The sequence below is a fragment of the Acidobacteriota bacterium genome (assembly GCA_030697165.1).
Taxonomy (GTDB): Bacteria; Acidobacteriota; Vicinamibacteria; order Vicinamibacterales; family UBA2999; genus 12-FULL-67-14b.
Map to the genome: position 1 here is coordinate 51,252 of JAUYQQ010000019.1, position 17,751 is coordinate 69,002.

At 66.0% G+C, this 17,751-nt stretch carries 16 protein-coding genes; 7 read left to right on the forward strand and 9 right to left on the reverse strand.

The window, feature by feature from the left end; translation table 11 throughout:
• Positions 1-18: 18 nt before the first annotated feature.
• Genes Q8T13_17695 through Q8T13_17705 form a run of 3 tightly spaced genes read right to left on the reverse strand, consistent with a single transcriptional unit; the run spans position 19 to position 1,432 of the window.
• Complete coding sequence (locus Q8T13_17695; protein MDP3719598.1) at positions 19-375, reverse strand: DUF952 domain-containing protein; 357 nt, start codon at positions 373-375, stop codon at positions 19-21.
• Positions 372-821 carry a hypothetical protein gene (locus Q8T13_17700; GenBank protein ID MDP3719599.1) on the reverse strand — a complete coding sequence of 150 codons (450 nt, stop codon included), beginning with the start codon at positions 819-821 and terminating at the stop codon, positions 372-374. The genes Q8T13_17695 and Q8T13_17700 overlap by 4 nt, the downstream gene beginning before the upstream one ends.
• Positions 818-1,432, reverse strand: a complete 615-nt coding sequence (locus tag Q8T13_17705; protein MDP3719600.1) for a hypothetical protein — start codon at positions 1,430-1,432, stop codon at positions 818-820. Before Q8T13_17705 ends, Q8T13_17700 begins: the two co-directional genes overlap by 4 nt.
• Before the next feature lie 89 nt (positions 1,433-1,521).
• Between Q8T13_17705 and Q8T13_17710 the strand changes: the two genes are divergently transcribed.
• The 5 genes from Q8T13_17710 (at position 1,522) to Q8T13_17730 (ending at position 4,763) form a co-directional block, all read left to right on the forward strand.
• Entirely contained in the window at positions 1,522-1,701 is a 180-nt protein-coding gene (locus tag Q8T13_17710; GenBank protein ID MDP3719601.1) for a hypothetical protein, read from the forward strand.
• A gap of 5 nt (positions 1,702-1,706) precedes the next feature.
• Complete coding sequence (locus Q8T13_17715) at positions 1,707-1,856, forward strand: hypothetical protein (protein ID MDP3719602.1); 150 nt, start codon at positions 1,707-1,709, stop codon at positions 1,854-1,856.
• A gap of 81 nt (positions 1,857-1,937) precedes the next feature.
• On the forward strand, positions 1,938-2,861 hold the full coding sequence (locus Q8T13_17720) for an oxygenase MpaB family protein (GenBank protein ID MDP3719603.1): 924 nt from the start codon (positions 1,938-1,940) through the stop codon (positions 2,859-2,861).
• Complete coding sequence (locus Q8T13_17725; protein ID MDP3719604.1) at positions 2,837-4,078, forward strand: serine hydrolase domain-containing protein; 1,242 nt, start codon at positions 2,837-2,839, stop codon at positions 4,076-4,078. Before Q8T13_17720 ends, Q8T13_17725 begins: the two co-directional genes overlap by 25 nt.
• A 73-nt stretch (positions 4,079-4,151) precedes the next feature.
• Entirely contained in the window at positions 4,152-4,763 is a 612-nt protein-coding gene (locus tag Q8T13_17730; GenBank protein ID MDP3719605.1) for a ferritin-like domain-containing protein, read from the forward strand.
• Between the two features lie 4 nt (positions 4,764-4,767).
• On the opposite strand, the gene galK is transcribed toward Q8T13_17730, so the two are convergent.
• The 5 genes from galK to Q8T13_17755 form a co-directional block, all read right to left on the reverse strand.
• Complete coding sequence (galK, locus tag Q8T13_17735; protein MDP3719606.1) at positions 4,768-5,883, reverse strand: galactokinase; 1,116 nt, start codon at positions 5,881-5,883, stop codon at positions 4,768-4,770.
• 99 nt (positions 5,884-5,982) lie between these two features.
• Positions 5,983-6,981: a UDP-glucose 4-epimerase GalE gene (galE, locus tag Q8T13_17740; GenBank protein ID MDP3719607.1), complete on the reverse strand. Its 999-nt coding sequence runs from the start codon at positions 6,979-6,981 to the stop codon at positions 5,983-5,985.
• Entirely contained in the window at positions 6,978-9,161 is a 2,184-nt protein-coding gene (locus tag Q8T13_17745; protein ID MDP3719608.1) for a family 1 glycosylhydrolase, read from the reverse strand. The genes galE and Q8T13_17745 overlap by 4 nt, the downstream gene beginning before the upstream one ends.
• Position 9,162: 1 nt before the next feature.
• Entirely contained in the window at positions 9,163-10,275 is a 1,113-nt protein-coding gene (glf, locus tag Q8T13_17750) for a UDP-galactopyranose mutase (protein ID MDP3719609.1), read from the reverse strand.
• Positions 10,268-11,470: a glycosyltransferase family 1 protein gene (locus Q8T13_17755; protein ID MDP3719610.1), complete on the reverse strand. Its 1,203-nt coding sequence runs from the start codon at positions 11,468-11,470 to the stop codon at positions 10,268-10,270. Before Q8T13_17755 ends, glf begins: the two co-directional genes overlap by 8 nt.
• Positions 11,471-11,583: 113 nt before the next feature.
• Between Q8T13_17755 and Q8T13_17760 the strand changes: the two genes are divergently transcribed.
• A complete protein-coding gene (locus Q8T13_17760) occupies positions 11,584-13,440 on the forward strand; it encodes a glycoside hydrolase family 2 TIM barrel-domain containing protein (protein ID MDP3719611.1) in 1,857 nt (618 codons plus the stop codon).
• A 121-nt stretch (positions 13,441-13,561) separates the two neighbouring features.
• The gene (locus Q8T13_17765) at positions 13,562-15,988 is read left to right on the forward strand and encodes a catalase (GenBank protein MDP3719612.1); all 2,427 of its coding nucleotides are present in this window, start codon (positions 13,562-13,564) and stop codon (positions 15,986-15,988) included.
• A 25-nt stretch (positions 15,989-16,013) separates the two neighbouring features.
• On the opposite strand, the gene Q8T13_17770 is transcribed toward Q8T13_17765, so the two are convergent.
• Positions 16,014-17,705 (reverse strand): cryptochrome/photolyase family protein, encoded by a 1,692-nt coding sequence (locus tag Q8T13_17770; GenBank protein MDP3719613.1) that lies wholly within the window; start codon positions 17,703-17,705, stop codon positions 16,014-16,016.
• Positions 17,706-17,751: the final 46 nt, after the last annotated feature.

The window sequence follows — 17,751 nt, forward strand, 5'->3', positions numbered from 1 at the left end:
CCAGGGTGCCTGGGGTGCCTAGGGTGCCTGAGGTGCCGGATCCAGTTCGGGAAACACGTGCGCGCCGTCGGCGTCGAGCGGCAACGGCTTGACCCAGTGCACGGCCGTCAGCGGCAGCGGCCCATAGAGATGCGGAAACAGGTCGCCGCCACGTGACGGCTCCCACTGCAGGTCGAGGCCAGAGGTCGACACGGCCACCAGCAGGAGGTCAGCGGCGTCAGCGAAATGCCTGGCCGCGGTCTCGCGCACCTGGGCCGCCGTGGAGAAGTGAAGAAAGCCATCCTGCCGATCGACCGGCGAGCCGGTGAAGGCGCCCTGCTCCACCGCGTCGCGCCACAGTGACTCCGGCACGATCTTGAAGATGACGGGGGTCACCGGTCCGGGCACGGCGCGTTCAGGAGCCGCCACGACTCCACGTCGATCACGGCCTGCGTCACGTTGGCGTTGGGTCCGCCGGTGGCGCCGACCGGCGAGCGTCCTGGCATGATGCGCACCGTGCCGCCTGCCAGGCCGACGCCCTGCTCAATCAGATCCGACTTTCGCATGAGTCCGGTCAGCTCAACGACGCTTCCCTGGCGAGCCTTGATTTCCTCGAGCAACTTTTTCGGGCCCGACAGCCGCAGGCGCCGGCCGGGTTTGAGCTGGGTGCCCGACAGTTCATGCTCGGGGCTGATGTCGACAATGAACAAGCGATCGTAGGCGCAGCCCGCGACGGTGAGTCGCGAGGAATCTTTCGGCACGGGCTTTTCCTGTGCCCAGGAGGGGCCGCCCGCCACTACCACGACCACCACTACTGCCGCCGCAATCAGCCGGGACGTCATGGCTTCAGCTTACTCCCTGGCCGGGTCAGCGGATCGAGTTTTGGCGGCCGCGGCCCGCGGGGCCGGGCGCCGGCCTTCAGCGGCTCGTAGTCGAGCTCGGCGCCTTCGTTCACGCATCGCAGTAACAGCCCGCCGCGGCTCATGTCACCGCGGCCGACGAACGCGGTGGGATAGTGCACGCGATCGCCGAGCAGCGGCAACAACAGGTCAACATATTTGCCCGACGACACACTACCGAGCAGCACGACCTTGGCCCCCGGCGGCAGGTCACGGGCCAACAACTTGACGTCGCGCTCGAGCGGTCCGCGATAGCGCCAGTCGTCCAGGGCGACGTCAACCGCGGCAAACTCCCGGATCAACTCCGGCGTGACGCGCTCGCGCGGCGACATCAATCCGCGGGTGGGCGTGATGATTAGGGTCGCGCCGGCAGGATCAAAGGCTTGCGCGTAGGCGAGTTTGCCGCGGAAATAGAGGCCGCTGAAGAACGCGAAGGCCGCGCCGAGTTCCAGCGTGCCGGCACGAAGCTGCTGCGCCACAGGAAAGGCCGACTCAGGCTTCAGCGCCAGTCCGGCCCGGCGGCCGCCGCAATACGCCGGAGAGAGGAGAAACACCGTATACTAGATATCTTAGTTCCGCTTTCCTGAGCACTGCGGCCGTTCTGGCCTTCCAGCCCTCACCAAGGCACGTCATCGAGGGGCTTGTGAGCACTAGCACCACTGATAGTCGGCTTGCGTCGTGGGGCACCGTCATTACCGATTCGCTCGGCGCGTTCGCGGCGGTCTGGGGCGTCGCCCTGGGCGTGCTGGTGATTGGCCTGCCAATCGCGCTGGCGTTCGCCCTCGCCCTCCGCCTTGGGCGGATGGTCTTCCCAGGACTGTGATCGCCATGGATAGCACGATGATTTACCTGGCGGTCGGTGTCGGCGGCGTCGCGATCCTGCTGCTGACCGGGCACTACTGGATGGAATCGAATACCAGCGACATGGGCACCATGAGCCGGCAGTGGCTCGCTGAGTACAACCAGTCGCACCCGTAGCGCGGCGCCGACCCGCGCTCGCTCATCCGCTCGCGCGGGCGCGGCATTGACACAAATTACTTTACATCTTAAAGTCAGACCGTGTTGCCCGCCCGCCCCACGACGCTGATCGACGCGACCCACAGCATCCCGGGGGGGACGCCCGGCGAATTACTGCACCGCCATCGTGCCGCAGTCCGCGCACGGCTGCTGCAATCGGATCTGGTGCCGGCCGGACCGGGCAGCATCACCTGGCAGGTCAACCGCGAAGCCTTCGTCCTGGCCGGCTGGGGACGCGCCATCCTGCTGCAGCTGGCGCACCCCGCCGTGGCCGCGGGCGTGCACGGCCACAGCGCGTTCCGCGGGAGCCTCGCGGCCAGTCTCCGGCGCCTGCGCTCGACCGTCGGCGCCATGCTCGCGATCACGTTCGGCGACCGCGAGCAGGTGATCGCGGCGGCCGCCGGCATCAACGCGATTCACGATCGGGTACGTGGCCACGCCCCACCTCCGCTAAAGCTACGGGGGGCAGGCGCACTGACCTACTCTGCTCACGATCCCGATCTGCAGCGTTGGGTGCACGCGACCCTGGTCGAATCGATTCCCCTCGCCTACGAGCGCCTCGTCCACCCTTTGACTCTGGCAGAGCGGGACCGCTATTGCCAGGAAGCGGCGATCATGGAGCCGCTGCTCGGGATGCCGGCCGGATCGCTCCCCCGCCGTGCGGCGCACCTCGACACTTATCTGAAGGACATGCTGGCCGGCGGGAGCCTCGTGGTCACCGACACCAGCCGCGCGCTCGCACGCGCGGTGTTGTATCCGCCGCACTGGCACCTGGCGTGGCCGGCATTCCGGGCCATGCAGTTGCTCACGATCGGAACGCTGCCGCCGTCACTGCGGCAGAAGTACGGGTTCGAATGGCGCAACCGCGACGAGCGCGCCCTGGCGCGCTGGACCACGCGGCTCCGTACCGTGCGCCGGCTGCTGCCGACGCTCGCGCGCGAATGGCCCATGGCAAGGCGCTCATGACGATCAAGTGGACGAAGGTCGGACTCACGCTGGTGGTGGTGGCGATCGGGCTGGTTCCCACGGCAATCCTCGGGCTGTTTATCTACGCCAGCGCCACGGCGCCGGTGCTGCACCCGAACGCGGCGGACGTGACCTCGACGGCGAGTGCCACGCCGCTGCAACAGTGGATCGGCGCCGTCGAACAGGGGCGGCAAGCCGTCCGCGCGGCGCTCGCCGAGCACAACCTGCCGGGCGTGTCGGTGGCAGTTGGCGCGGGTGGCCAGATCGTCTGGGCCGAGGGTTTCGGTTGGGCGAACCTCGACCACAAAGTGCCCGTGTCACCAGAGACGCGGTTCCGGATCGGCACCGCCTCCACCGTGCTCACCTCCGCCGCCGTCGGCCTGTTGCTCGAGAAAGAGCGCCTGAAGCTGGACGAACCGATCCAGGCCTACGTGCCGGAGTTCACGCAGACACAATGGCCCGCGACGCTACGCCAGGTGATGGGACATGTCGCCGGGATCCGGAGCGACGGCGGCGACGAAGGACCGCTGTTCGGTGAGCAATGCGACCGCCCGGCCGAGGCGCTGCCGCACTTTGGCCATGAGCAGCGGTTCGAACCGGGAACCCAATACCAGTTTTCGAACTTTGGCTGGATCCTCGTCAGCGCGGCGGTCGAAGCGGCGGCGGACGAATCCTTCCTGTCGTTCATGCGCAAGCAGGTCTTCGAGCCGCTCGGCATGGACCACACGGAGGCCGACTTCGAAGCTGGGCCGGGCCCCGAGCGCACGACCGACTACTTCCCAAAGTTCGCGGGCGACCCACGCTACGGCCCGGACGTGATGCGGCCGCTCAACCTGTCGTGTTACGCCGGGGCCGGCGTCTTCCTGTCCACACCATCAGACCTGGTGCGTTTCGGAATGGCCATCAACAGCGGCAAGCTGCTGCAGCCGGCGACGGTGCAAGTGCTACAGGCCTCGCTGCGGCTCCCGTCGGGTGAAGACACGGGTTACGGGCTTGGCTGGGATCTCGAGTCTGTCGAACTGGCTGGCCAGCCGACCCGCGTCGCCGGCCACGACGGAAATGTGCTGGGCGGGATGGCGATGTCTTTCCTGACGTTCCCCGCGCACAACCTCGTCGTCGCCGTCACGTCGAACACCTCGTACGCAGACACCCGCGCACTGGGCATCACGATCGCGCAGGCCTTCGCGGGACAGTCCCAGACCACAGCCGAACGATAGCGCCGGTGACGGTACGGTTCGTGCTACTCCCGCTCCATCTGTGGAATTTGCCACCACTAAGGGAGCTATAGCAATGAACGAAACTCTTCATGACGCGTTTGTCGACGAAATCAAGGATCTTTATAACGCTGAGAAGCAACTGACCAAGGCTCTGCCGAAGCTCGCCAAGAACGCGACCAGCGAGACGCTTCGCGAGGCGCTCGAAGCGCACCTGGCGGAGACGGACGTGCACATCCAGCGCCTGGAACAGATTTTCGAGCTGCTCGATGAGAAGCCGCGTGGCAAGCACTGCGCCGGCATGGCCGGCATCATCGAAGAAGGCAATGCCATGCTCGAGGAAGACTTCGAGGGCGCCGTGATGGATGCGTGCATCATCGCGGCCGGCCAGCGCTCGGAACACTACGAGATGGCGGCCTACGGCACCTGCGTCGCGTGGGCCGAAGCGCTCGGCCTGACCGAGGCAGCCGGGCTGTTGAACGAAACGCTCGCGGAGGAAAAGGCCGCCGACCAGAAGCTGTCGGCGATTGCCGAAGGCGACATCAACGAGGCGGCGAGCGCGGGTGCGGGCGACGATGACGAGGACGAGGACGCGAAAGCGCCGGCGTCCAAGCAGACGAGCCAGCCGGCAGCGCGGGCGAGCAAGTCGGCCAAGAGCCCAGCGGCGTCGCGGCGTCGCGCGAACTGAACCGCTAGTTGACAGGGGGCGGCATGGTTGCCGCCCCCGCCAGCAAGACCGTGGCGGACCGGCCGGTGTCGCGCTGGTATGCCGGCCCGACCAAGCGCGCCACCCCTCCCGCCTGCCCCGCTTCCACCAAGCCGACAATCGCGCCGCCGAATCCCCCGCCTGTGAGTCGAGCGCCGTAAACGGCCGGGTGAGCCTGCGCCAGCGACACCAGCCGATCGACGTCCGCCGTGGATACCTCGTAGTCGTCGCGCATCGAGACGTGAGACTCATTCATCAACGTCCCGGCGCGTTTCAACTGCCCCGCTCGCAGTGCGCCGACCATGTCAATCACGCGCTGATTCTCGGTCAGGATATGGCGGGCACGTCGCGCCAGCAGCGGCGGCAGGCCCGCAAGTTTCGAGAGGTCACGAACCGGCAGGTCGCGCAGCCGGACCACCCCGAGCAGTTCAGCGGCGGCGAACGATTCATGGCGACGCTCGGCGTACTGGCCGTCGGCGTGGCGATGCGGGACGCCCGAGTCGAGCACCAGTAGCTCCGCGCCGGCTGGTAACGGCACCCGCTCGAAGGCCAGGGTGTGAGTGTCCAGGAACAACGCTTCCCCAGCACGACCCAGGCTGCACGCCATCTGGTCCATGATGCCGACCGGCGCTCCCACGAAATCGGTCTCCACCAACTGCGCCAGTTTTGCTATCGCGACATCATCCAGTGGCAGCGCAAACAATTGGCGCAGCAAACGAAGGAGGCTGACCGCCAGCGCGGCGCTCGACGACACACCGGCGCCTACCGGGATCGACGAGTCGATGGTGACGTCAAACCCGGTCAAGGACACGCCGCTGCGCCCGAGCACCCAGGTCACGCCTTGCACGTAGTCGAGCCAGCTGTTGGTCAGGAGTTCCCCGCCCAGGCTGAAGCGGCCGGGCACGCCAGGGAAGGCCGCGCTGGTGGCGCGCACTTCCCCGCCGTCGAGCCGGCGGCCCCATACCCGGGTGGTCTGCGGCAGCACCGTCGGCAGTACCCATCCGCCGTGGTAATCGGTGTGCTCGCCGATGAGGTTGACCCGCCCGGGCGCCTCAGCGCGGGCCTCAGCGGACGTTTGTGGGTGACCGCTGAGGTCAGGCATGGATGTCGACCGTGACGGCCTGCAGCTCAGCGTCGAGGGCTAATGGACGGCCATCCGACTTGACGAGCAGTTGGCGAAACATGGCGCTCCGGCGACCAATCAGCGCGCCACCGGACCGGTCCGTCGCGTGGTCATCCAGGTCCACGCCGACGTCACGATGTCGTCCAACTGCTTTCGCGGGTGCCAACCAAGCTCGCGAGCAATGCGAGTGGAACTGGCAATCAACACGGCCGGGTCTCCGGCGCGCCGTGGTGCGGCCTCCGTCTTCACCGTCCGGCCGGTCAACCGCTGGGCGGCATCGATGATTTCCTGCACCGAGTACCCGTCACCGCCGCAACCCAGGTTATACGCGACGCACCGTCCGGGGGCTTGCAGGCTCTCGAGCGCCAGGACATGCGCGGCGGCGAGGTCCTCAACGTGGATGTAGTCACGCACGCACGTGCCGTCACGCGTCGGATAGTCGTCGCCGAAGACCGTGACGTGCGAGCGCTCACCCGCCGCCACCTGTAACACGAGAGGAATGAGATGCGTCTCCGGTTCGTGGCGTTCACCATTACGCGCCGACGCACCGGCGGCATTAAAGTAACGCAAGCTGACCGACCTCAAGGCATGCGCGCCCGCATACCAGTACAAGGCGCGCTCGAAGGCCAACTTGGTTTCGCCATAGGGGTTGGTCGGCTTGGTGGGATCGTCTTCCTCGATCGGCTGCTTCACCGGCTCGCCATAGACCGCAGCGGTCGACGAGAACACCAGGCGCGGCACTCCCGACTCTCGCATGGCTTCGAGCAACGCCAGGCCGGCGCCGAGGTTGTTGTCGTAGTACTTGCCCGGTGACCCAACGGATTCGCCGACCAGCGACGAGGCGGCCATGTGAACCACGGCATTCGCGCCGAACCGCCGTAGCGCGTCGGTGAGCGCCGGGCGGTCCGACAACGACAGTTCCGCAAACTCAGCTTCGAAAGGGACGGTGTCACGATGGCCTTTTGACAGGTCATCGATCACCATCACCTGGTGACCGCCGGCCACGAGCCGTTCGGTGACGATGCTTCCGATGTAGCCGGCGCCGCCGGTCACGGCGACGCGCAAGGTCGCACTCATCGCACTGCCACCGCGGCTTGAGGGCGTGTCTCCGCAAACGCCGCCAGGGCGTCGGTGGTCGAACGCATCACCTTGCCGCGAACGCTGGACAACGCGCTGTAGCGTGGCCGTGGCGCCGGCCAGCCGAATGCGGCTGCGCTCACCGGCTCAATGAGCTCGGCGCGGAGACCACAGGCCAACGCCGCGGCGCGCGCAAACTGAAACCAGGTGGTCGGCCCCACGTTCGAGAGGTGCCACAGGCCCGACTCACGGTCCACCAGCAGGTCCAGCGTGGCATGCACCAGGTCGGGCACGTAGGTCGGCGACACCACGAGGTCGTTGGCCGCCTGCCAACGTTCGCCTCGTTGAATGGTGTCGAGGGCGCGCACCACGAAGTTGCTGCTATCCCAGGGACCAAAGAACGCACTCGTCCGGATCACCAGGGCTGACGGCAACAGGTCGAGTACCCGCCGCTCGGCTTCGGCCTTACTGGCGCCGTAGACGCTCAGGGGGTGCGGTGAGTCGCCCTCGGTGTAGGGGCAATCGCGATCGCCGCCGAAGACCAGGTCAGACGAGTACGTGACCATGGGGATCGCGAGTTCCCGGCACGCAGCAGCGAGGTTCGCTGCCCCGACAGTGTTAACGCCGAAACACGTCTCGCTGTCGGATTCAGCCGCATCGACCCTGACATAACCGGTCGCATTGACAACCGCCCATGGCGCTGCCGCCTGCAGCGTCCGGAGCACCTCCGCCGCATTGGTGATGTCAACATCGCTGCGAGAAATGCAGCGCACCGGCAAACCGCGGTCGGTGGCAATGCGCCGGAAGGCGCGGCCCAGGGTGCCGTGGGCGCCGACGACCAGCAGGGGCCGCGGACCGGCGGATTCCACGGGCAGCGGCGCAGGCGACGAGTGCAGTAGTCGCTCGGGGCGGTGCCACCACCCGGCCGTCGCCACCACTGGGCCGGTGATCGTCCCGCCGGCCGCCAGCGTTTGAATCGCCCTGGCGACCGCGGTCGGGCGGGGCTCAGATCCTCTTACGTCAAACGCGCCGGACTCGTAATGGCCACGCGGTTTGGTGACTAGCGAATCCCAGTCGTACGACCCGAGCAGGGCCCAGGGGGCAACCGCCACCACGTCGGCACCGAGCGCGCGAGCCTGTTGAGCCCCCTGCCACGCTTCGTTCAGCCACCGCACCTGCTCCTCGCGCGTACACGCCAGGTGCACCTCGGTCAGCGCGACCGGTCGCTGATAGCGGCGCCACGCCTCGAGCAAGTGGTCGCGGTGGCCGACAATGCCTGCGGCACGGGTCCTCACGGCTTCGACGTCGGCGTAGGCCAGTTGTCCATTGCCGCCATGAAGCTTCGTCGGATAGTTCGCCAGCTTGTGATCCAGGTAGCGGTCGCTCGTCAGGTAATAGTTCAGGCCCACCACATCGGGTGGCGCCGGCGTCTCGCAGAAGCGTTCGAGTTCGGCGTCCGACGCGCCATTGGCGACCAGGTAACGGTGCAGGGGGTGGCTTGCCGTGACTGTTCCGGACAGCAGGTCCCATGTCAGCCAGCGGCGGTGATTCTCGAACGTCGCCTGCGCTCGGGTGCGCCAGGTACCGAACGCGCGGCCGCAATCTTCGGTTTGGATCAGCCGGGCCGCGGGATTGACTTCGCGGATTGCCCGCATGGCAAGTACGACTCCCCACGTCTGGTTGAGCAGCGCGCGCACGAAGCCACGGTCGTTTTCGAGGTGCGGATGCCACAGTCCGTAGAGTGCGCTGAACCGTGCCGTCGTGAGCGGCTCGTTTACCGGGGTGTAGTCGCACACCCACGGGTAGCGCGCAGCAACCATTCTGGCAAAGCGCGCCAACTGGGTTGGAAACCGTGGATCCAGCAGCGAGGTGTATGCCGGGCCACTGCCGTGGTGCAACAACCCGGCGATCGGCCGCACGCCCAGTTCGAACAGCCGCTCGAGGCGTTGATCGACCCAGTGCCAGTTGGGCCGCGCCAGGGACTCCGGCGCAACGCGCTCCCACAGCACGGGGTAGCGCAGCGCGGTGATGCCCAGCGCGGCGAACCGATCGAGGTCCTCGACCCGCTCTTCATGACCCGAGCGGCACACCTGATCGAAGTACTTGCCCCCAACCCGGTTGAGCGTGCACTCGGGCCCGCCCCACATTTCAAGGGGCGTGGACCCTGGCTGATGGCTCATGTCAGGCTGCGATCTCCCGCCGCGGCACGCCGGCCATCCTGGCGTAGTGTGCCAGCGCCTGGGCGACAACTTGATCCATGTTGTAGTACTTGTACGTTCCAAGCCGGCCCAGAAACTGCACCTCTGGGGTCGCCTCCGCCAGCGCCTGGTATTGGCTGTAGAGCGCGGCATTGGCCGCGGTCGGAACGGGATAGTACGGATCGCCGACGTCTGTCGGATACTCGTAGACGAGCGTCGTCTTCGGGTGTTCCTGCCCGGACAAATACTTGAACTCGGTCACGCGTGTGTACAGGTGATCGTTCGGATGATTGATCACCGGCGCCGCTTGGGCCTGGGGGGTGTCGCGGGTCTCCCACTGGAACCGCAGCGAGCGGTACGGCAACTTGCCGAAGCGGTAGTCGAAGTACTCATCCACGGGGCCCGTGTAGATCAGGTGCTGGTGTGGCACCAGCGCCTTGATGTCGCGATAGTCACTGTTGGTCAGGACGTGAATGTTCGGATGCGCGAGCATCTTCTCAAACATCCGGGTGTAGCCGTGCAGCGGCATCGACTGGTAAGTGTCGGTGAAGTAGCGATCATCGCGGTTGGTTCGCACCGGCACACGGGCCGTGACGCTGGCGTCGAGCTCGGACGGATCGAGGCCCCACTGCTTGCGGGTGTAGTTGCGAAAGAACTTCTCGTAGAGCTCGCGGCCGACGCGGTTGACGATGACGTCCTCCGATGTTTTCAACGGCTGGCGAGGCTCCGCCACCGAGGCGAAGAAATCTTCCAGCTCCAACGACGTGAACGCGGTGCCATACAACTGGTTGATCGTATCCAGGTTGATGGGGATGGGCACCATCTGGCCATCCACCGAGGCGCGGACCCGGTGCTGGTACGGGCGCCACTGCGTGAACCGGGAGAGGTAATTGAATACCTCCGCGGAGTTCGTGTGGAAGATGTGCGGGCCGTACTTGTGAATCAGAATGCCGTGCTCGTCGTAGCAGTCGAAGGCATTGCCGCCGATGTGCGGCCGCTTGTCGCAGATCAAGACGCGCTTGTCGCCGTGCGCGGCCAGGCGTTCGGCCATGGTGGCGCCGGCGAATCCGGCGCCAACAATCAGATAATCAAACACGGTTCCCCCTGACGCCCAGTCCCATGGCAGGCGACGGCAACGGGTGGGACAGCACCGCGGCGCCGGGCGTCTCGATGGTCACAGGCTCGAGCACGCTCGCCAGCAACGCGGCCGTCTTCGCCCAGGTGCGGTCCCACGAGGTGCCGCGCAGGAAGACGTCGGCTCGCACCCGCCGCGGCTCGGGCGGCTCACTCAACGCTCGCTCACAGGCGCGGACGAAGTCGGGCACCGCATCGGCAATGTGCACCAGGTCACGATCACCATAGGGGCTCACTACATCTCGGATCGAGGTCGAGACGACTGGCCTGCCGGCGGCGAGGTACTCCGGCGTCTTGGTGGGGCTGATGAAACGGGTGGCCTCATTGCGGGCAAACAGCAGCAGCGCGACATCCCAACCGGCGACATACGCCGGCAGCTCGTCGTAGGTCTTCGCGCCGAGGTAGTGGATGTTCGGATGCGTCGGCAACTCGGCCGGGTCGATCTTGACGACCGGGCCGATCATCACTAGCTGCCAGTCGGGACGGGCTTCGGCGAGTCCAGCGAGCAGTGGAATGTCGAGGCGCTCGTCGAGCACGCCAAAAAACCCCAGGCGCGGGCGCATCAGGCCCGCCTGGTCGGCCGGGTCGAGAATTGCCTGGCGAGCCTTGGCGAAATGCGCCACGTCAACACTGCTCGGCATCGCGTGAATGTTCGCGTGCTGGTTCTTCTTGGCGTCGTAGAGCGACTGGCCGCCGGTAAGCACCAGGTTGGCTTTTTCCAGCAGGCTGCGTTCGAGGGCCGGCAACTCCGCTGCGGCGTTCTTGAACGCTGACAACTCGTCCATGCAGTCGTAGACCACGGCCTCCGGCGAGAGATGGTCCGAGAACCTGAGGGCCAGAGGCGTGTAGTACCACAGGACGAAGCGGGCAAGCCGATGCGAGGCGATCACGGCGTTCAAGGTGGCGCGCTGGCACGCGATCAATTCCGCGGCCGAGTAGTGGCGTGGGGCGCGCGGCACCACGACCTGCACGCCATCGTGGTTCTCGATGTCGAAATCCGGCACGTCGATGTCGTCGAGAATCGGCTCTTCGACGAAGTACACCGGCTGGCGCTTGGCATAGCGGCTCATCAGGTGTTGCGGGCGTTGAAAGACGAACTTCCAACGCAGGTGGCTGAGGCAGATGAGCGCCGGGTGTGCGGCGGCAAGGGGAGTCAAAGAGCCTGGTGAGGGAGTAAGGCGCATGGTGGTCCATGGCACTGCAACGTGTGTGCCGTGATCGTGACGTCCGCCTCGACCGATATGGAGCGACATTTGCTCACAGTCACGGCATGAGCCAACCCGGCGGTGCGCGAGAGTATCCACGACCCCAACTGGTTCGCGACGGGTGGACTTCCTTGAACGGCCCATGGCAATTCGCGATCGATCGTGACGGCAGCTGGACCAGCGCGACACAGGTGGTGTGGACCGACACGATCACCGTGCCGTTCGCGCCGGAGACCGACGCCAGCGGCATTGCCGACACGGGCCTCTTTCGCGCCGTGTGGTACCGCCGGACCTTCACCCCGCCCCCTGCTGACGGCCACACCGCGCTGCTGCACTTTGGCGCGGTTGACTATCGGGCGACGGTCTGGGTCAACGGCCACCTCGTCGGTCAGCATGAAGGTGGCTACACGCCGTTCACGTGCAACATCGACGGCGCAATCGGTGGCGGTACTCAGTGCGAGGTCGTGGTTCGCGCCCAGGACGATCCCGCCGATCTCGAAAAGCCGCGCGGCAAGCAGGACTGGATGCTGGAGCCGCACTCGATTTGGTACCCGCGAACCACCGGCATCTGGCAAACGGTGTGGCTGGAGTCCGTTCCCACGACGTGGATCGGCCGCCTTCGCTGGACGCCCAATCTCGAGCGATGGGAGATTGGCTGCGCGGTCTGGTGCGAGGGTCCGCGCCGAGAGGGCCTGCAGTTGCGCGTCAGGCTGACCACCGGGGCCATGCTGCTGGCCGAAGACGTCTACCGCGTCACCGGCCACGAGGTGCACCGCCGCATCGTGCTGTCGGACCCGGGCATCGACGACTCCCGCAACGAGTTGCTGTGGAACCCCGGCCATCCGCGACTGATTGACGCCGAGCTCACGCTCGAAACCGACGGCGTCGTCATCGACCGGGTGACCAGTTATACGGCGCTGCGATCGGTGGCCGTCGAGGGGCATCGGTTCGTGCTCAACGGTCGGCCCTACCCGCTCAGGCTCGTGCTCGACCAGGGCTACTGGCCAACCACCGGCCTGACCGCGCCCGATGATGCGGCATTGAGGCAAGACGTGGAGCTGGCCAAAGCCATGGGCTTCAACGGTGTTCGCAAGCATCAGAAACTCGAGGACCCTCGCTACCTGTACTGGGCCGATCGCCTGGGCCTGGTGGTCTGGACCGAGATGCCCAGCGCCTACCGGTTCACCAACGCGTCGGTCGGCCGCGTCACCCGGGAATGGATGGACGCCATCGATCGCGACTACAGCCACCCGTGTGTCGTGTCGTGGGTGCCGTTCAACGAATCCTGGGGGGTCCCCAACCTGCCGAGCAACCCCGCCGAGCGCCACTACGTCCGCACTCTGTATTACCTGACCAAGACGCTTGATCCGACCCGACCCGTGATTGGCAATGACGGCTGGGAAAGCGTGGCCACCGACATCATCGGCATCCACGACTACGACCCGATCCCCGCGCGCCTGGCCGAGCGGTATCACGCGAGTGATGTGCCGCCGCGCTTGTTCAGGCGCGAACGTCCCGGCGGGCGGTCGCTGGTGCTCGAAGGCAAGCGGTCGGTGGATCAGCCCGTGATGCTGACCGAGTTTGGCGGCATCGCGTGCTCGTCCGATCCCGCCACCTGGGGCTATGCCCGTGCGGCCACCCCGGAAGCGTTCGAGTTGCGCTATCGCGCGTTGCTCGCAACCGTTCACACTCTCGGCATGTTCACGGGATTCTGCTACACCCAGTTTGCCGACACCTATCAAGAGGCCAATGGCCTGCTCACCGCAGACCGCCGGCCGAAGTTTCCACTGGCGGAGATCTTCGCCGCGACCACCGGCGCCAGCGCGACGGTGGTTAATCCCGACTCGGTCGAGAGTTCGCCGCGGACCTTGGCACCATCAGACGCAGCTGAGCAAGACATCCTGGGCCCGTCTACCAGTTAGTGGACTAATGCCTCCTGAATCAGACACTAACCGCAGTCCCGGAGTCGGTTCAGCTGGCCGCGGCGGCAATATTGCAATACGAAGAGTCGGATCACAGACCCTCGTAACGCAGGAGCAATAAATGGCTAAATCGAAGAAGTCCCAGCCACAAGGCAAAGCTGGCAACCCGAAGTCCGCCGCGCACGCCCGTCCGACCGTCAGCGGACCATCGAGTCTTCCCTTCTCGCAGGAGAGCGCGGACGCGCTCGAGTCGAAGGCCGCGGCGACGGCCGCGTTGGCAGAGGCGTTTCCGTTTAACGCCCTGAAGCCGTCGGAGTTCGATCCGGCAGCCGCACTGGCTCCGCTTCAAGGCGCCTCAGCTGAACCACCTGATCAGGCGGCGACCGGCAGCACGCTGACCGAAGCGAACGGATCGGACAAAGTGGGCAGCGGCGCGCCCCCCATTGGCATCAACAAGACAATCGCCCCCCTGGACCGGGTTCGCGTGGACTCGAGCGGGCAACGCCTCACGACCAACCACGGCGTCCCCGTCGGCGACAACCAGAACTCGTTGAAGCAGGGGCTTCGGGGTCCGACGCTGCTCGAAGACTTCATCCTGCGCGAGAAGATCACGCACTTCGACCACGAGCGCATCCCTGAGCGCATTGTGCACGCCCGAGGTTCGGCTGCGCACGGCTTCTTCGAGTGCTACGACTCGATGGCACAGTTCACACGAGCTTCACTCTTCGCTGAGGCCGGCAAACAGACGCCGGTGTTCGTCCGCTTCTCAACCGTCGTCGGCGAGCGCGGCTCGACCGACACCGCTCGCGATGCCCGCGGCTTCGCGGTGAAGTTCTACACCGACGAAGGCAATTGGGACCTGGTCGGCAACAACATCCCGGTGTTCTTCATTCAAGACGCCATGAAGTTCCCAGACCTGGTGCATGCGGTCAAGCCCGAACCGCACCACGCCATGCCGCAGGCGGGGTCGGCGCACGACACCTTCTGGGACTTCGCGTCGTTGATGCCCGAGATCACGCACATGCTGATGTGGGTGATGTCGGACCGGGCGATCCCGAGAAGCTATCGCACCATGCAGGGGTTTGGCGTCCACGCCTATCGCCTCGTCAACGACGAGGGCGAGTCGGTCTTCGTGAAGTTCCACTGGTTACCCACGGCCGGGACCCACTCGCTGGTGTGGGATGAAGCGGTGAAGATCTCCGGCGCGGATCCGGACTTCCACCGCCGCGATCTGTGGGAAGCGATCGAAGCCGGGGCGTTTCCCGAGTACGAGTTGAACTTCCAGATCGTCACGGAAGACGATGCCGAGAAGTACTCGTTCGACATTCTCGATGCGACCAAGCTGGTGCCGGAAGAGGTGTCGCCGCTGATTCCAGTCGGCAAGATGACCCTGAACCGGAACCCCGACAACTTCTTTGCGGAAACCGAGCAGGTCGCCTTCTGCACCGCCCATGTGGTACCGGGCATCGACTTCTCGAACGACCCGTTGCTGGCGGGCCGCATTCACTCCTATGTCGACACCCAGATTTCACGCCTGGGCGGACCGAACTTCCACGAGATCCCGATCAATGCTCCCGTGGCGCAGGTCCACAACAACCAGCGCGACGGTATGCATCGTCAGGCCATCAACCGCGGGCGCGTCGCCTACGAGCCGAACTCGTTGGGCGGCGGGTGTCCGTTCCAGGCTGGCGCCGCGGGGTTCGTGAGCTTTGCGGCTAAGGTCGAAAGCCCCGGCGACCACAAGGTGCGCGGCAAGGCGGAGCGGTTTGCCGATCATTACACCCAGGCGACGCTGTTCTGGAACAGCCAGACCACGGTTGAGAAGACCCACATCATCAACGCGTTTCGCTTCGAGCTGTCAAAGGTGCAGACCGCAGCCATACGCGAGCGAATGGTGTCGGGTCTCATGAATGTTGCGCCGGAGCTGGCTGATGCCGTAGCGGCCGGCCTGGGGATCACCGAAATGCCCGAGGCCATGCCGAAGGTGCAGCAGAAGAAAGTGCGTCCAGAAGTGACCGAGTCGAAGGCCCTGTCGCTGTTCGCCCGTCCCGGTGACGGCGGCATTCGCGCCCGGCGGGTCGCGATCCTGGTCGCCGACGGCGTAAACGGCGACAAGGCCAAGGCGATTGCCGATCGGCTGATGGCTGAAGGCGCGGTCCCGGTGTTCGTCGCTCCGCGCCTCGGTACGGTGGCGAGCAGCGGGACGGCCATTCAAGCTGATGCCTCGCTCGAAGTCGCGCCGTCGGTGATCTTCGACGCGATGGTGCTGGCCGACGGTGACGGGTCAGCGGCCATTCTCGCGGCCGACGGCCGGGCCCTGGAGTTCCTCAAGGATCAGTATCGGCATTGCAAACCGATCATGGTGCTGGCGGGCGCGCTGCCGGTCTTCGACAAGGCGGGTATCCCCCGCGCGTTGCCGACAGGCAAGCCTGATTCGGGTCTGATCATCGCCGCCGGCGACGCTGGCGAGCCGCCGACCGACGCGTTCATCCGCGCGCTGGCCGCGCATCGTCATTTCGATCGGGAGACCGATCCGCCACGGGTGTAAGGCGTGATCACAGGAGACCAGGAGATCAGGAGTTAGTCCTCTTGTTCTCTTTGTCTCTTGTTGATCCGCGGGCCGCTGGTGCAGCGACATTCCGATCAATCCCGAGCTGGCGACGGAGCCGGCCGGCGCTGCTCGTGATCTGCGTGCGGGCGTCAGGCGTCAGGCGATCAACGTTCTTGAGGATCATCGCCATCCGCTGGTTCGGTGCAAGCGTCTGGCGGGTGCGGATCAAGAAGTCCCAGTAGAAGACCGTCACCGGGCAGGCGACGGGGCCGCTGCGTTCGGCGGGGTCGTAACGGCAGGTGGTGCAGTAGTTGCTCATCCGCTGGATGTACTTGCCGCTGGCGGCGTAGGGCTTGGTGCCAACCAGTCCGGTGACCCCCTTCGCTGCGCCCTGGCGCCGATCGGCGTGCATGACCATGCCGAGCGCGTTAGGGAGCGTGACCCAGTCCACGCCATCCACAAACATGCCGAGATACCAGTCGCTGACGGCCCGCGGGTGGACGCCGCTGATGAGGGCGAAGTTACCGGTGACCATCAGGCGCTGAATGTGGTGGCCGAAGCCGGTCTCGAGCACCTGGCCCACGCAGGCCTTCATGCAGGCCATGTCGGTGTCCGCGGTCCAATAGAGCGGTGGCAGTTGGCCGTGCTGGTCGAACCCGTTGCGATCGCCATAGGCGGGCCCTTCGAGTTCGTAGACGCCGCGGATGAACTCGCGCCAGCCAATGATCTGCCGCACGAACGCCTCGACCGATTGCAGCGGCGCCTGACCGGCGCGATACGCCTGGATGGCCCGCTCGCAGCACGCGCGCGGATTGAGCAGCTTGAGGTTGAGCGCGCTCGATAACGTGGAATGGTAGAGCGTGGCTTCGTTGGTCCACATCGCGTCTTCGAAGGGGCCGAACTGGGCGAGACGATGGGTAATGAAATCATCGAGCGCGGCGAGGGCCTGCTCACGCGTCACCGGCCAGGCGAAGGCCTCGACCGAGCCGGGCAGATCGGGGAGCATGTGGGTCATGGCCGCCAGCACCGCGCGGGTGATCGCGTCGGGCGCGAAGGCAAGCGGCGGCCGGGGGCGCGGACTCGGGCCTTGCTTGCCGAAGGGCAGCCGGTTTTCCTTGTCGAAGTTCCACTCGCCACCGGCAGGCTTGGCGCGCTTGCCCTCCCCTTCCATCAGGTAGCCGGTCTTGCGACGCTGCTCGCGGTAGAAAAACTCCATCGTCAGCGACGCGCGGTCCTTGGCCCAGGCGGCAAACTCGTCCGGTGTGGTGATGAAGTGCTCGTCGGGCAGGATGCTGACCGGAATGCCGGTCGAGTCGCCGACCCGTTCAAGCATCGCCAGCACTCGCCACTCGCCCGGGTGGGTGCACACGATCTGGGTCGGGCCGAGCGCGGCGACCGCTCGCGCGATCTCCGTCTCGAACGCGCCGGTGTTCTCGGGGTCGTCAAGCGCGATATAGCGGACGGGGACTTGCCGCCGCTTCAATGTGGCGGCGAAGTGCCGCATCGCCGACAGGAACAGCGCCGTCCGCTGCTTGTGGCTGGGGACATGGCGCGACTCGCTGGCGACTTCCATCATCAGGATGGTGTCGCCCGGTGCCAGCGAGCGAATCAGCGTGGCCTCGAGGTCGAGCTGATCGCCAAAGACGATCACTAGACGCCCCGGCGTACTTTCACGCGACGAACGGCGGGCGGAGAGGGCGGCAGTGCGTGGCATGGCTACGGAAGATACAGGCACGGCGCATCGGCCACGTCCGATCTCG